Raw genomic sequence first — 13,931 nt, 5'->3', positions numbered from 1 at the left:
TGCCAGTACAGTCGATCATGACGACGGCAAGAGTCCGTCGCGCTCGATTTCGTCGGCCAGCGACTCCGGCAGGTAGTTCGCCGTGGCGTCGAAGTCGTAGCTGAGCCACCCCTCACAGGAGTGGTAGTCGGCCGAGTCGCCGTCGAACTCCGAGGTGCACTTGTTGCGATCGTCGAGTTCCCCCATGACGTTGTGTAGGAGTTCGTGGACGACGATCCGCGTTCGGACGCTGTACTCGCCGACAGTGCCGCTCGATGCCGCGTCGGTGATCGAGAAGTACCCCGGAACGTAGCCGCGTCCGGCGACCGTATCCGAGTCGATAGGCACGATCATGGCCGCGCGCGTTATGCCGACCTTGTCGCCGACGTACTGTTCGGTGTAGTACGTCTCGGCCAGTTCGTTGAACTCCGTGGAACTGCCGTCGGTCGTGATCGACTGGTCGATCCGCGTCCGCGAGATGTGGACCGAGATGCCCGTCGAGCCGTCGGGATTGTCGATCGGCATCTCGGCCCAGGCCTGCCGGAGCCCGGCCCGCTCGGAACTGCTGAGCCCGTCGGCGTTCGCACTTTCCAGCAGCGTGACGTACAGGTCCATCCGGAGCGGATCCGCACCCGTGATCGTCGCTCCGCTCGCGGTTTCACCGCTGACCTCCGCGCCGTCTTCGAGTCCGTCACCGTCGGTGTCTGCATCGAGCGGGTCGGTCCCGAGTTCGTACTCCCGGCGGTCGTCGAGGTCGTCGCCGTCGGTGTCCGCGATCGTGGGATCGGTCCCCAGCTCCCGCTCGAATGCGTCGGGGAGCCCGTCGTCGTCCGTGTCGGACGTCGGGGCGGTCGGGTCGGTCCCGAACTCGAGTTCGGTCCCGTCGTCGAACCCGTCGCTGTCTGTATCGACTGCTGTCGGATCCGTTCCCAGTTCGAGTTCGCGACCGTCGTCGAGTCCGTCCCCGTCCGTGTCGACCACCGTGGGATCGGATCCGATCGCGGCTTCTCGACCGTCGTCGAGCCCGTCACCGTCAGTGTCCGGGCTCAGCGGGTCGGCTCCCAGTTCGAGTTCCCGCCCGTCTTCGAGCCCGTCGCCGTCGGTGTCGGCGATCAGTGGATCGGTCCCGGTAGTCAGCTCGCTGCCGTCTTCGAGTCCGTCTCCGTCGGTGTCGGCGCTCGTCGGATCGGTCTCCAGGTCGAGTTCGCGACTGTCGTTGAGGCCGTCTCCGTCGGTGTCGGCGTTCGTCGGATCAGTCTCCAGGTCGAGTTCGCGACTGTCGTTGAGTCCGTCGCTGTCGGTGTCGGCACTCGTCGGGTCCGTGCCCAGTTCTGCCTCCCGTCCGTCTTCGAGCCCGTCGCCGTCGGTGTCGGCGTTCGTCGGATCGGTCTCCAGGCCGAGTTCGCGACTGTCGTTGAGGCCGTCGCTGTCGGTGTCGGCGCTCGTCGGATCCGTGCCCAGCTCCAGCTCCCGACTGTCGTCGAGTCTGTCGCCGTCGGTGTCGGCGTTCGTCGGATCCGTCTCCAGTTCGAGTTCGCGGCTATCGTTGAGTCCGTCGCTGTCGGTGTCCGCGTCTCTCGGATCCGTGCCTAAATCGACTTCCTGTCCGTCTTCGAGGCCGTCGCTGTCGGTGTCGGCGCTCGTTGGATCGGTCTCCAGGTCGAGTTCGCGACTATCGTTGAGTCCGTCGCTGTCGGTGTCGGCGCTCGTCGGATCAGTCTCCAGGCCGAGTTCACGACTGTCGTTGAGACCGTCGCTGTCGGTGTCGGCGCTCGTCGGGTCAGTGCCCAGCTCCACTTCCCGTCCGTCTTCGAGGCTGTCGCCGTCGGTGTCAGCGTTCGTCGGATCGGTCTCCAGGCCGAGTTCACGGCTATCATTCAACCCGTCATCGTCGGTGTCCGCACTTCGCGGATCCGTCTCCAGGTCGAGTTCGCGACTGTCGTTGAGCCCGTCACCGTCGGTGTCGGCGTTCAGTGGATCCGTGCCGAGTTCCCGTTCCCGGCCGTCGTCGACCCCGTCGCCGTCGCTGTCCGGATCGAGTGGATCGGTCGGCCCGTCGAGTTCGACCCCGTCGGCGAGCCCGTCGCCGTCACTGTCGGTCGCCAGCGGGTCCGTCCCCGCGAGTAATTCCGTCCCCGCCGGCACACCGTCACCGTCCAGGGCGACGACGTTCGTGGTGAGGACGACTCCCGACAGCACCACCAGGACCGCAACTACACCGAGAGTGGCCTGCAGTCGCCGTCTCATGCTCGAATGCACCCTCTGGAGGCTGTGTGTTCCGCGGCCAGTGATCCCGCGGGGCGGCAGGTGTCGCCGTCGGAAACGGACCGCGGCGTCTCCGAACGCCTGTCCCGTCCGGGAGCAGCCACTTCGACGGGATTGGCGTGCATGTCCCGCTGTCTGGCCTGCACGAAAATATGCGTGTGCCCCCGAGTACAAGAACTGATATTCGACGGATTCGGGAAGGTATTTACTCGCCAGCGACGTGTACACGATTATGCACGATTTCCTCGTCGTCGGAGCCGGGCCGGCCGGCTCCCGCTTTGCTCGCCGGGCCGCCGAGGCAGGGTGGGACGTGCTCGTCTTCGAGCAGGGAACCGTCGGCGAGCCCCTGGCGTGCTCGGGCCACGTCTCCACTGACGTCTGGGAGTTTACCCCCGACGGCGCTCGCGAGGACCTCCTCCAGAACGAGATCTACGGCGCGCGCTTTCGGCTCGGTGGTCCGGAGAGCGATCCCTACCCGTTCTACAAGGACGAAGTCGTCTCGAACGTCATCGATCGGGTGGGGCTCGATCGGTGGCTCGCGGACGCGGCACGGGACGTCGGGGCCGACCTGCGCGAGCACCATACCGTGACTGCTGTCGAGGAGCACTCTGATCACGTCGCGGTCACAGTCAGAGGACCTGACGGGGTCGAGACCCACCGGGCGCGGATGGTCGCCGGCGCCGACGGCCCCCGGTCGAAAGTCCGTTCGGAGGTCGGGCTTCCCGAACCCGGGGAGTTGCTCCACGGCGTGCTCGGCTTCGAGGAGGTGGCTGACGATCAAGACTTCGTGGACGTACACCTGACAGTCCCCGGATTCTTCGCCTGGCGGATCCCCCGCGGAGCGGCAGGCGTCGAGTACGGACTGGCCGCCGAACCGGGCGCCGAGGTCGGCGAGTGGTTCGACGCATTCACTGACAGTTACGGCGCGGCGACGACCAACCGCTGTTCGGGACTGATCCCCATCGGCCCGCCCGACAGCGTGACCTCCCGCCGTGCGTTCCTGCTGGGCGACGCCGCCGCCCAGACCAAGCCCTTCACCGGCGGCGGGATCCGCTACGGCATGGTCGCGGCCGACCACGCCGCCGAGACGGTCGATCCCCGCCGTCCGGGGACGCTTTCGGCGTACGAGGCTGCCTGGCGGTCGGACCTCGGCCGTGAGATCCGGCTCGGCGCGTGGATCCGACGTGCCTACTCGCTCCCCCAGACCGTCCAGCGGGTGGGCCTGTCGCTGTTTGCCGGCGAGATCGGCGTCCATATGGACGAGCCCTCGACGCTCTTCTCGCGAGAGCAACTGCGGGCGATGCTCTCGCGGTCGTAGGCAGGCACCTCGATACCGTTCCGGCCCTACCGCTCCGGCAACCGTCCCGACCGCGCACCGCTCTCGACGAACGGTAACCTCGCACGTTCGGCGTCGACTCGCCCCTCCGGCGTCTCGGCGCCTGCCGGGTCGTCCGTCACGAGAGCGAAGGCGATCGGCTCGCCCAGTGTCGGGCTCTCGACCGCGCGAGTGACGGTTCCGATTTGCCGGTCGTGGTCGTCGTAGACCGCGGCCCCGGCCTCGGGAACTCGCTCGCAGGTCAGGCCGATCAGTCGTCGGCCGTCGGCACCACCCCTGGAGAGAATCGCCGGATCGCAGTCGGCGAGTTCCGACTCGAACAGCGGCGTCCCGGCTTCCAGGGTCAGCGACTCCCAGGTCCGGTAGCCGAAGGGCGTCGCGTTCAGCCCGCGGTTGACCAGCGTGTCGAACACCCGCTTTGCGTCCTCGGCCGCACAGACCACCTCGTAGCCTTCCTCGCCGGTCGGGGCGTCGCCCGCGATTACGGTCACCCCTTCGTCGCCCATCGACCCGCGGGTGAAGGTGTGGGCCGGCTCGGGCGCGCCGCCGCCGGTCGAGAGGACGCTGGCGATCTTCTCGGTCGCCTGCCCGCCGTGAACGCCGAAGACGGCCATCCCGTCTGTCGCGTCTGAGACTGTCACGCTCCGTTCTGCAACGGCGTCAGTTAGTACGTCTCCCTGGCCGGCCGAGAGAACGACGAGCAGTCGGTCGCCGGCGTTGTAGACGGCTGCTTCCGCGGCGATCGTGCCGCCATCGAGGACGAACCCACGACAGCCCTCGCCATCTGTGTTGGGTACCGCAGTTGTGAGTGCCGCCTCGACCGCGGGGACGCGATCGGCCCCGGTCACGACGCGGATGTCGTATCCCATCTCGATCACGCCGGCGACGTTCCGGACCGCCCGGTGGGTCCGCTCGGGGCGGCCGTACTCGGCGACGATGCGACGACCGTCGAGTTCGCGAAACGTCGCCCCGTGATCGTCGTGTACGTCCTCGATGACACTCATCGGTGGTACGTGGGTCGCTGTCGAAAAGAAAGCCCAGGGTTGGACCTTCGGCTATTCAAGCTGAGGTCTGAGAGAAGTGACGTCGGTGTCCATCGCGACAAGCGACGGCTACCGGTCGTTAGTCCTGGCGGACGAGATTCGTCGCGCGCGGTCCCTTGGGGGATGATTCGATGTCGAACTCGACGTCCTGCCCCTCCTCGAGGTCCGGACCGCCGACGTCTTCCATGTGGAAGAACACGTCTTCGTCATCGTCCACTTCGTCGCTGTCAGTCGAAATGAAGCCGTAGCCGCCTGTGTCGTTGAAGAAGTCAACCGTACCGTTTGCCATTACGAGAAGACAGAGGGGTCTGCCGGGGATAACACTTCCGAGGGTCGCGGTACCACGACCACCGCTGTTCCGTCCGCGCGTCACGGTACCACGACCACCGCTGTTCAAGGGGGTAGATACTTGAGTATTGGTCACATGGGACAAGTTGCATCGCTATGAAACCGTGCCAACGCTGTCAGGCGGTCATCGACGAGTACACCTTGGACAAACAACTCGAACCCCTGCGCGACCTCACAGTGGACGACTTCAACCTCTGTGCGGACTGTGTGACGATCGTCACGGACGCATGCGTGGAGTGCGGCGGCGCGGTGTACGTTCCCCGGAGCGAATCAGTGACGCCCGATTACTGCCCCGCGTGTCGGGCAGACATCCTCGAACGGACCGGCGAGGATCCGGGCTGGCAGAGCGACCCTCTCACGACGTGAGGGCGATGCGAATCCGGCTTTTCGTCTCGGACGGTTAGCTCGCAGTATCAGAACCCGAACGCCCGCCGGTACTGTGGCGGCCCCTCGATCTCGTCGGTCGCGTCCAGCGCCTCGGCGGCCCGTAGCGTAAAGTAGGGGTCCCGCAGGTGTTCGCGGCCGACGATCGCCATGTCTGCCCGTTCGTTGGCGACGACCGCCTCGGCCTGTTCGGGCGTGGTGATCCCGCCGACAGCGCCGACTGCGACTTCCCGGTCGGTCTCTTCGCGGACCCGTTCGGCGTAGCGGACCTGATAGTTCGGCCCGGCCCGCTCGGGGCTCGACTCGGGATGGATGCCGCCGGCGCTGACGTCGATCAGGTCAGCGCCGAGGTCGGCGAGCCGGTCAGCCAGCCGGACTGAGTCCGCGACGGTCCAAGATTCGCGGTCGGGCAGCCAGTCAGTCGCGGAGATCCGAACGAAGACCGGCTTGTCGTCGGGCCAGACCTCTCGAACGGCCGCCGTGACCTCGCGCGCGAGACGCGTCCGGCCCTCGAAGCCACCGCCGTAGGCGTCCCCGCGGGTGTTGGTCACCGGCGAGAGGAACTCGTGGATCAGGTAGCCGTGAGCGGCGTGGACCTCGGCGACCTCGAAGCCGGCCGCGAGCGCGCGCTCGGCGGCCGTGCGGAACGACCCGACGACCGACTCGATGTCTTCGGGTGTGAGCCGCTCGGTCGAGGGCGCCTCGTCGTCGTAGGGCCACGGTTCGTCGGTCGGACCGACGACCGTCCAGCCGCCGTCCTCCGGAGCGACCGGGCCGTGGTCCTCCCAGGGTCGGGACGTCGAAGCCTTGCGGCCGGCGTGCGCCAGCTGGATGCCCGGCACCGAGCCCTGCTCGCGGATGAACTCGGTGATCGGTTCGAGCGCCTCGGCGTGCTCGTCACTCCAGATACCCAGATCCTCGGGGGAGATGCGGCCACGAGGCTCGACAGCGGTCGCCTCGCTCATCACGAGTCCGGCGCCACCGACCGCACGCGAACCGAGATGAGTGCGGTGCCACTCGGTGGCCAGTCCGTCCCGTTGCTCACAGGAGTACTGACACATCGGCGATACCATCACGCGATTGGGGATCGACGTCTCTCTGAGATTGAGTGAAGAAAATAGCGCTGTCATCGCTCGCAATTGGGTCGGACGCGACAAACGCGTGTCGATATTGCATCGGAACCAGTGCCTGATATCGGTACGATCAGTCACCCTTCCGCGGCCGCGCCCAGCCCGCTCCGGGAATCGTATCCCGGACGTCGAAATCGAACCGATCAGTGACGAGCAGACCCGAGCCCAACAGCGCTGCCAGCCCGACGGGGACCCAGTTGCCGAACGCGGCGTTGATCGCCCCCCAGAGGATGACGAAGCTGACCAGGTCATCAAGCATAAACGGACAGGTCCGCAGTCGCTCGGACAACGCCTCGCTGTCGAAGGCGAGATCGAACAGGACGACCGAGACCGTCGCCGAGAGCACCCAGCCGGCGTAGTTCGACCACGGGACACCGTAGTAGGCCCCGCCACCGTCGTAGGCCCAAAAGCCCAGTCCGACGGCCGCCGGGTCCAACACGAGGTCCATCAAAAGCACCGTCCCGATCACCGCGGGTAGTCGGACGGCCGCCGAACGGGCTTTCTCCCCGAGCAACAGCAGATCGAGCAGGTAGCTGTTGAGCACCAGCGGGAAGAAGAACACGGGCAGACCGACCGGAACGAGCCCCGCGAGCATCGGCCCGAGATCGATCCCGTACTCGAAGGCGCCGTAGGGCCAGCCCGTCGAGACGCCGAGCATCTCGATCCCGAACGCGTAGGCCGTCACGGCCCCCAGCGCGATCGCGGCCCGCCGATCCACCAGCGGCGCGAGTCCGGCGACCAGCGGCAGGCGCATGACGATCACGCCCAGCAGGATGAACCACGGGTTGAACGACATAAACGAGATCGGGTCGGGATACCACCCCATCGCCGAGGCGTACAGCGATATTGCCCCGACGACCGGAAAGACCACCGCGATCGTAAAGCGGTTCTCCGCGACCAGTCGGTCGAGCCAGGCCTCGACGCCGGCCCGGTCGCGGCGTTCAAGCGGCGGGAACGGCGACTCAGGCATACAGCATCACCCACAGCGCCGCCATCGTCAACACCGCGCCGACGACCGTGTTGATCGCCGGATACCACCAGTACGCGCGATCGACCGGGACGTCCGCGAGCGCGATCACGACCACGAGCAGCGGGTAGACCCCGAGGACGGCCCCGAGGAACGGATGTACGAGCGCGAACCCGACGGCGGCGGCCAGCCAGACGGCCCCACAGTAGGCGTAGGTCCACTCTTTGCCCAACAGCGTCGCTGTCGTTCTGATTCCGGCGTTCCGGTCCGGTTCGATATCGGGGATCGCGCTGAAGGTGTGCATCGCCATCGTCCACAGCCAACCCCCCACGATCGCTGCCATCGGCGGGTACTGCCCCGCGATCGCGGCGTAGGCGGCGATCCCCGGCAGCGCGTACAGCCCGTTCGAGATCGAATCGAGGATCGGCGTCGTTTTAAATCGCAACGGCGGCGCGCTGTATTCTGTCGCCAGCAGGTAAAACAGCCCGAACGGGACTAGCGCCGCCGGGCCCAGGAACGGAATCAACACGAGTCCGACAGCGCCGGCGGCGAACACCGACAGGATCACCAGCGGCCCGCCCTCGTATCGGACTTCCTTGTCGTCTTTCTTGGGATTGACTTCGTCGATATCGGCGTCGAAGACGTCGTTGATCCCGTAGAGGTAGACGTTCGCCGGGACGAGGAAGTACGCGAACAGCGCGACGGCGAGCGGCGAGAACAACTCGGCGGGCGAGTCGGCGGCGTAGGCGACCCCGACGATCACCGGGCCGGCCAGGTACAGCCAGAAGCGCGGTCGGGAGAGCCAGAACAGATACCCCAGCGAGGACTCCTCGGACGGGAGCGCGCCACCGAGTCGTTTCTCCAGGCTAAGATCCGGCATGCGTCAACTCACAGGTCGTCGACGAGAGCCTCGGCGGCGTGCTGGCCGCTGATCAGCGTCATCGGGACGCCGATCCCGGGCGTGGTGAACGAGCCCGTGAAATACAGGCCGTCGACCGCCGACGAACGGTTGTTCGGCCGCAGGAGTGCGGTCTGGCGGAGCGTGTGGGCCAGTCCAAGGGCCGTTCCCTCCGTCGCGTTGTACCGGTCGACGAAGTCGTCGACTGCGAAGGTCTCCTCGACGACGATTCGATCCCGGAGATCGACGCCGGTGTTCGTCGCGACGTCTTCGAGTATCTGCTCGCGGTAACGCTCTCGGAGGGCGTCGGTGTCACGAAGCCCGGGAGCGATCGGGACGAGCACGAAGAGGTTGCTGTGGCCCTCGGGGGCGACGGCCTCGTCGGTCTTGGAGGGGACACAGAGGTAGTAGGCGGGATCGTCCGGCCAGGCCGGGCGCTCGAAGATCTGATCGAAGTGCGGATCCCAGTCTTCCGGTAGGACGAGCGTGTGATGGGCCAGCTCCTCGACGTCACCCTCGACGCCCAGATACATCAGAAACGCAGAGGGGGCGTAGGTCCGATCCGCCCAGTAGGATTCGTCGTACTGGCGCTCGTGCTCGGGCATCAGTTCCTGTTCGGCGTGGCGGTAGTCGGCGTTGACCACCACACGGTCCGGGCGGTAGACGTCTCCGTCGACCGTCTCGACGTGGAAGGCGTCCTTGCGCCGGGTGATCTCGCCGACCTCGCTGTTGGTCTCAAAGGTGACGCCGAGCTGTTCGGCCAGGTCGACGATGGCGTCGACGACCACGCCGACCCCGCCGGGTCCGTCGCCGTTTTTCGGAACGGGGTAGTAGACACCGAGATTGAAATCGACGTGGCTCATCATGTTGTACAGCGCGGGGGTGTTCTTCGGCGAACCACCCAAAAAGACCAGCGTGTACTGCATGATCTGCTGGAGCCGGGGATGCTGGAAATAGTCCGAGACGTGGCTCTGCATCGAGCCGATCAGTTGCAGGCCGATCGGCGCCGCTCGCATCACGTCTGGGTCGATCCAATCCCGGAGTCGCGAGCGGTCCTCGTAGACGAACTTCTCCATCGCGGTCTCGTAGTGGGTTTCGCTGGTCGATAGATACGAATCGAAGGCCTCGCCAGCGCCCGGTTCGATCGACTCGAACAGTTCGCGGTTTTCCGCTCGATTGGGGCTGATATCGACCTTGTCACTCCGTCTGCCCGTCTCGGCACCATCGTCCGAGGCTTCTCCGTCCTTGAAGAAGATTCGGTAGTGTGGATCGAGTCGCTCCAGCTCGTAGAACTCCTCAGGAGTGCGGTCGAAGTGGCCGAAAAACCGCTCGAAGACGTCGGGCATGAGATACCACGACGGCCCCATGTCGAAGACGAACCCCTCTCTTTCGAGTCGGCTCGCCCGGCCACCCAGCTGTCCGTTTTTCTCCAGCAGCGTCACGTCCGCGCCGGCGTCGGCGAGATAACACGCAGTGGAGAGTCCCCCGATCCCGCCACCGACAACCACGACCTGCTGGTCCGAAAGCGATTGCATCACCTGACATACCGCCGCCAACCGGCATAAATCACGTGCCAAACTGCTGGGGGCGCGCGATCCACGGGCGGTACGGACGAGAGTAGCGGCCTTTTTCATCGAAGTCCTTTTGAGCGTACCCGGCAGACGTGGGGACAGTCGGCGCGGACTACGAATGGAAGGAACATCGGCAGCACGGCGCGGATATCTGACCGACGGCGAGGCGATCCTGGGCTACGCCTCGGTCGTGGCGTTTCTCGCGGTTTCGGTGCTGGCGGTCGTCACCGGGCGGTGGAAACTGCTCGCGATTGCCTGGATCGCCTTTGGCGCGATGGCCGGCGGTGCACTGCTCGGCGCACGCGTCAGCGATCGGAACCCGACCCGACTCGTCTGGGGGTACGGCCTGGCGAGCGGCGCGATGATCACCAGCGCCGCGGTCTTTCTGGTTCCGCAGGCCATCTCCCAGCACGCGCAGGTCGGCGGGTTCGGCATCGCCACCGGCGTCCTCGTCGGATACAACGCCCACACGATCGGCCACCGGCTGACCCATCTGGAGCTGCCGATGGACACCACGGCGACGGAACTGGCCGCACACGCTCTCTCGGCGGGGCTGATCATCGGTATCATCTACGCTGCGATGCCCGAACTCGGTCTGCTGCTGGGTATCTCTATTGTCTCGCATAAGGGACCGGCCGGGTACGCCGCCGCCCGCCGATCGACGCTCGCCGGCCAGTCGGCGCTGCCGATCTTGCTGCCGTCGGCCGGCGTCGGTCTGACCTCGATCCCTATCGCGCTGGTCGCGTTGCCCGAGTCCGCGACATTCAACGCTGCAGTCTTCGGGTTTGCCTCGGGCGTGTTCCTGCACGTCGCGATGGACTTTCTCCCGTCCTGCGAGGTCGGCGGCGAGATCGACCAGTTGTCCGATCACGACGATCACACACACGCGGCGCTCGATCGCATGCGAACTCACGCGCTCGTGAGCACGACGCTCGGCGGGCTGGCCGTGTTCGTCGCGTGGCTCGGTGTCGCGGCGTGAGGACGGCGTCGGGTTACTGTACCGGCGAGCAGCGCGTCTCGATGACGTACGTCTCCCCGCCGATAGCACAGGTCGTCTGGACGTACTCGGTCCGGCCGGCCTGTTCGGGGTCGCAATCGACCCCCGTCTCGCGTTCCGTCGGGTTCGCACAGTCCTCGGCCGTCCCGTCGGGCAACACGATCCGACCGCCGTCGCGAACGGCGTACGACCGGTCCCACTCGGGGACGACGTGAACGGTCACGCGCTCGCCCCCGACCGTCTCTCGAACGACGATCCGCCCGACGACGTCGTCCTCGGCGACGTTCGGGACGAGCGTCAGCGCCTCCGGCAGGTCGGCTCCACTGAACGTCTTCAGGCAGACTGCCGGATCGAGTGTCAGGGCGTCCATCGCGAGGTCGATGCCGTCCGCAGCCAGCGCGTCGAACAGAGCCGGATCGACGGTCTCACGGAACGTCTCGCGCACGTCCTCGAGGTCGTCGTATCCCGCTCGGAGCGTCGAACGCACGTCCTCGGCGTCGACTTCCGCGAGCACGTCCGTGACTGATCCGGCGAGCGCGTCACTACCGAGCAGGTCCCGACGTGAGGTCTCCCCGCGGCGAAGCCCGTCTGCGGCGGTCATCGTCTCCACACAACCCCCACCGTCGACGATCTCGTCGAGGGTGTTCCGGTACTCCTCGTAGTCCGCCTCGTCCATACGTGACCCTGTGGCGTCGAGCAGTATCAACGCTCCCGTTCGCTCCCGACCGGCGTGAATGTTTGATGAAAGAATATATTAATCCTTATCAGCGATCAGTCCTCTGTCGGAGGTATGGCACCACGTACCGATGACCCTCGCTTCAGTCGGCGGCGGCTTCTGGCCGCCGCCGGCGTAGCTGGTCTCGGCGCACTCGCCGGCTGTCAGAACGACAACGGGTCGGGCACGCCGACGGGAACGACGACGGACACACCGATGGAGATGTCGACGCCCATCCCACCGGGCGAGCGCGGAGAGCTGTACCACCCCGGACCGCCCCGGTTCACGAGCGTCGACGCGGAGCCGCTCGGCGAGTTGCTGCACGGCTCCGGCGAACGGACCAATCTCTCACCACTGGACGTCGAACTCTCGGGCGTCGACGGCGACCTCGCGCCGTTCGATCCCGACTGGGCGGCGAGCTACGAGTGGTCGATCGCGGAGACGCCGGACGGCTCGGAGGCGCAACTCGGCGATGCGTCGGTCGTCCACTTCGAGCCCGACGTCCCCGGCCAGTACCGCCTGGAGATGACCGGTCCGGACGGCAGTTACGCACTCACTGTCCGCGCGTTTCCGGAGGAAAACGAGGACGACCCCCAGCCCCGCGTCACGCTTTCGGCCGAGCAGGAGGGCGAGCAGTTCCGGATCGACGCCGACGCCCGGCCCAGTCCAGAGGGGGACAACACCGTCGAGGATCTAGACGTGGAGTTCTACGTCGACGACCGCGACCGCCCCGCGCTGGACGGAGACCTGTCGGTCGACGGCCACACTGCGACCGTCCCCGCGGACGCGGTGACGGACACCGTCAGGGTACACGCAGTCGCCGTCGGTGATCGCCACAGCGTCGCCGATTTCGTCCGGCTTGAGGCCGACGGTTCGACGGCCCACCCCAATGACCCGCCAGAGTGGGTCGAGGACGCCACGATCTACGAGATATTCGTCCGCCGGTTCGACGACGAGGTGACCTTCGAGACGATCGAGAACCGACTCGACTACCTTGAGGACCTCGGTGTGGACGCGCTCTGGCTGACGCCGATCCTGGAATCACATAGCCACGCCAACCCGGGCGTTCCGGGAGGTCCGCACGGTTACGATATCAAAGACTACTACGGGACGGCCGACGCCCTGGGCACCACGGAAGACTACGAGGCGCTGGTCGAGGCCTGCCACGACCGGGACATCAAGGTCATCTTCGATCTGGTGATCAACCACACGGCCCGCGAACACCCCTATTTCCGGGCCGCCAAGCACGGCGAGACGGTCTCCGCAAGCGATCTGGGCTACTTCGAGAACGTCTCCGGGGACGACCAGGAGTTCTTCCGCGGTCTCTACGAGTGGGAGTACGGCACGACGGCCAAGACCTACGCCTACTGGCAAGGGATCCCCGTCGTCGATTACGACTCGCTGGCGCTGCGGTCGTGGCTGCTCGACGTCATCGACCACTGGCAGGGGATCGTCGACGGGTTCCGGTGTGACGTGGCCTGGGGCGTCCCGCGGAGCTTCTGGAAGAACGTTCGCGATCGCGTGAAGGCCCGCGACGAGGACTTTCTCCTGCTGGACGAGACAGTCCCGTGGCACAGCGACTTCGCGGAGGACCAGTTCGACGCCCACTTCGATTACGGGTTCAACGAGACGCTCCGGGCGATCGGCCGCGGCGAGGAAAACGCCACGGCCGTCAACGACGTGCTCGACGACCGAGCGGCGATGGGCTATCCCGATCACACGACCTTCTTCAACTACGTCGAGAACCACGACATGAGCCGCTACGTCTCGATCGGTGACCGCGACTCACAGATGGCGGCCGGCGCGGCGACGTTCACACTGCCCGGCGCGCCGATGCTCTACTACGGCCAGGAGACGGGCGTCTCCGCCCAGCGCGGGACGATGAACTGGGACAGCGTCGACGAGGACCTGCAGGCCTACTACGAGAACCTGATCGACGCCAGGGACTCGCTGTCGGAACTCGCCAGTGACGCGCCGACGACGCCGGTCGAACTCGACGAGCGACCCGACGGCGTGGTCGCGTACGCCCGCGGCGGCTCAGACGGACAGGTGTTAGTCGTGCTCAACTTCAGCGGGGATCCCACGACCGTCTCGCTGCCGGACGGCGTCGGGACGACCGACCTGCTGACCGACGAAACCGTCGCCAGCGCTGACGGCGTCGAGGTCGAACACGCCGTCGTACTCCGGGCCGACGACGCGGATCTCTGAACCGTCCCGGCAGTCATACTGCCGGCTGTACCATTTCGAACGAATTCGACTACCCGGTGGGTCGCATCTCTTCACGAACCCACAGCCGGC

Annotated in this window: 12 protein-coding genes; 4 read left to right on the top strand and 8 right to left on the bottom strand. The window is 66.3% G+C overall.

From position 1 onward, the window contains the following. Positions 1-15 precede the first annotated feature (15 nt). The gene (locus tag HSEST_RS01540) at positions 16-2,226 is read right to left on the bottom strand and encodes a hypothetical protein (protein WP_229121809.1); all 2,211 of its coding nucleotides are present in this window, start codon (positions 2,224-2,226) and stop codon (positions 16-18) included. A 250-nt stretch (positions 2,227-2,476) separates the two neighbouring features. Between HSEST_RS01540 and HSEST_RS01535 the strand changes: the two genes are divergently transcribed. Then, a complete protein-coding gene (locus HSEST_RS01535; RefSeq protein WP_229121808.1) occupies positions 2,477-3,562 on the top strand; it encodes a geranylgeranyl reductase family protein in 1,086 nt (361 codons plus the stop codon). Positions 3,563-3,588: 26 nt separating this feature from the next. Here HSEST_RS01535 and HSEST_RS01530 read toward each other — a convergent pair whose 3' ends face one another. Next, positions 3,589-4,584 carry a glycine cleavage T C-terminal barrel domain-containing protein gene (locus tag HSEST_RS01530; protein ID WP_229121807.1) on the bottom strand — a complete coding sequence of 332 codons (996 nt, stop codon included), beginning with the start codon at positions 4,582-4,584 and terminating at the stop codon, positions 3,589-3,591. 118 nt (positions 4,585-4,702) lie between these two features. Further along, on the bottom strand, positions 4,703-4,912 hold the full coding sequence (locus HSEST_RS01525; RefSeq protein WP_229121806.1) for a cold-shock protein: 210 nt from the start codon (positions 4,910-4,912) through the stop codon (positions 4,703-4,705). A gap of 155 nt (positions 4,913-5,067) precedes the next feature. On the opposite strand from HSEST_RS01525, the gene HSEST_RS01520 reads away from it, so the two are divergent. Beyond that, positions 5,068-5,337, top strand: coding sequence for a DUF7571 family protein (locus HSEST_RS01520; protein ID WP_229121805.1), 270 nt, complete (start codon positions 5,068-5,070; stop codon positions 5,335-5,337). A 47-nt stretch (positions 5,338-5,384) separates the two neighbouring features. Here HSEST_RS01520 and HSEST_RS01515 read toward each other — a convergent pair whose 3' ends face one another. From HSEST_RS01515 to HSEST_RS01500, 4 genes are all read right to left on the bottom strand, one after another. Continuing rightward, positions 5,385-6,485, bottom strand: coding sequence for an NADH:flavin oxidoreductase/NADH oxidase (locus HSEST_RS01515; RefSeq protein ID WP_229121804.1), 1,101 nt, complete (start codon positions 6,483-6,485; stop codon positions 5,385-5,387). 73 nt (positions 6,486-6,558) lie between these two features. Next, positions 6,559-7,455 carry a bisanhydrobacterioruberin hydratase gene (gene cruF / locus HSEST_RS01510; RefSeq protein WP_229121803.1) on the bottom strand — a complete coding sequence of 299 codons (897 nt, stop codon included), beginning with the start codon at positions 7,453-7,455 and terminating at the stop codon, positions 6,559-6,561. After that, positions 7,448-8,332 (bottom strand): prenyltransferase, encoded by an 885-nt coding sequence (locus HSEST_RS01505; RefSeq protein ID WP_229121802.1) that lies wholly within the window; start codon positions 8,330-8,332, stop codon positions 7,448-7,450. The genes cruF and HSEST_RS01505 overlap by 8 nt, the downstream gene beginning before the upstream one ends. Positions 8,333-8,340: 8 nt before the next feature. After that, positions 8,341-9,885, bottom strand: coding sequence for a phytoene desaturase family protein (locus HSEST_RS01500; protein WP_229121801.1), 1,545 nt, complete (start codon positions 9,883-9,885; stop codon positions 8,341-8,343). Positions 9,886-10,039: 154 nt separating this feature from the next. On the opposite strand from HSEST_RS01500, the gene HSEST_RS01495 reads away from it, so the two are divergent. Beyond that, positions 10,040-10,900: a ZIP family metal transporter gene (locus tag HSEST_RS01495; RefSeq protein ID WP_229121800.1), complete on the top strand. Its 861-nt coding sequence runs from the start codon at positions 10,040-10,042 to the stop codon at positions 10,898-10,900. 13 nt (positions 10,901-10,913) lie between these two features. Here the strand turns inward: HSEST_RS01495 and HSEST_RS01490 are convergent, their stop codons facing one another. Continuing rightward, positions 10,914-11,594, bottom strand: coding sequence for a hypothetical protein (locus HSEST_RS01490; protein ID WP_229121799.1), 681 nt, complete (start codon positions 11,592-11,594; stop codon positions 10,914-10,916). Between the two features lie 114 nt (positions 11,595-11,708). Between HSEST_RS01490 and HSEST_RS01485 the strand changes: the two genes are divergently transcribed. Beyond that, entirely contained in the window at positions 11,709-13,841 is a 2,133-nt protein-coding gene (locus HSEST_RS01485) for an alpha-amylase family glycosyl hydrolase (protein WP_229121798.1), read from the top strand. Positions 13,842-13,931 lie beyond the last annotated feature (90 nt).

The sequence above is a fragment of the Halapricum desulfuricans genome (assembly GCF_017094465.1).
Lineage (GTDB): Archaea > Halobacteriota > Halobacteria > Halobacteriales > Haloarculaceae > Halapricum.
Note: the sequence above shows the minus strand (reverse complement) of the source record. Positions and strands in the feature narration are given on the sequence as shown.

Bases quoted from the DNA above. Each gene is read 5' to 3' on its own strand.
- HSEST_RS01540 (WP_229121809.1), bottom strand. From the start codon at position 2,226: ATGAGACGGCGACTGCAGGCCACTCTCGGTGTAGTTGCGGTCCTGGTG.
- HSEST_RS01485 (WP_229121798.1), top strand. From the start codon at position 11,709: ATGGCACCACGTACCGATGACCCTCGCTTCAGTCGGCGGCGGCTTCTG.
- HSEST_RS01530 (WP_229121807.1), bottom strand. From the start codon at position 4,584: ATGAGTGTCATCGAGGACGTACACGACGATCACGGGGCGACGTTTCGC.
- HSEST_RS01535 (WP_229121808.1), top strand. From the start codon at position 2,477: ATGCACGATTTCCTCGTCGTCGGAGCCGGGCCGGCCGGCTCCCGCTTT.
- HSEST_RS01500 (WP_229121801.1), bottom strand. From the start codon at position 9,885: ATGCAATCGCTTTCGGACCAGCAGGTCGTGGTTGTCGGTGGCGGGATC.
- HSEST_RS01490 (WP_229121799.1), bottom strand. From the start codon at position 11,594: ATGGACGAGGCGGACTACGAGGAGTACCGGAACACCCTCGACGAGATC.
- HSEST_RS01515 (WP_229121804.1), bottom strand. From the start codon at position 6,485: ATGACAGCGCTATTTTCTTCACTCAATCTCAGAGAGACGTCGATCCCC.
- HSEST_RS01495 (WP_229121800.1), top strand. From the start codon at position 10,040: ATGGAAGGAACATCGGCAGCACGGCGCGGATATCTGACCGACGGCGAG.
- HSEST_RS01505 (WP_229121802.1), bottom strand. From the start codon at position 8,332: ATGCCGGATCTTAGCCTGGAGAAACGACTCGGTGGCGCGCTCCCGTCC.
- HSEST_RS01525 (WP_229121806.1), bottom strand. From the start codon at position 4,912: ATGGCAAACGGTACGGTTGACTTCTTCAACGACACAGGCGGCTACGGC.
- HSEST_RS01520 (WP_229121805.1), top strand. From the start codon at position 5,068: ATGAAACCGTGCCAACGCTGTCAGGCGGTCATCGACGAGTACACCTTG.
- cruF (WP_229121803.1), bottom strand. From the start codon at position 7,455: ATGCCTGAGTCGCCGTTCCCGCCGCTTGAACGCCGCGACCGGGCCGGC.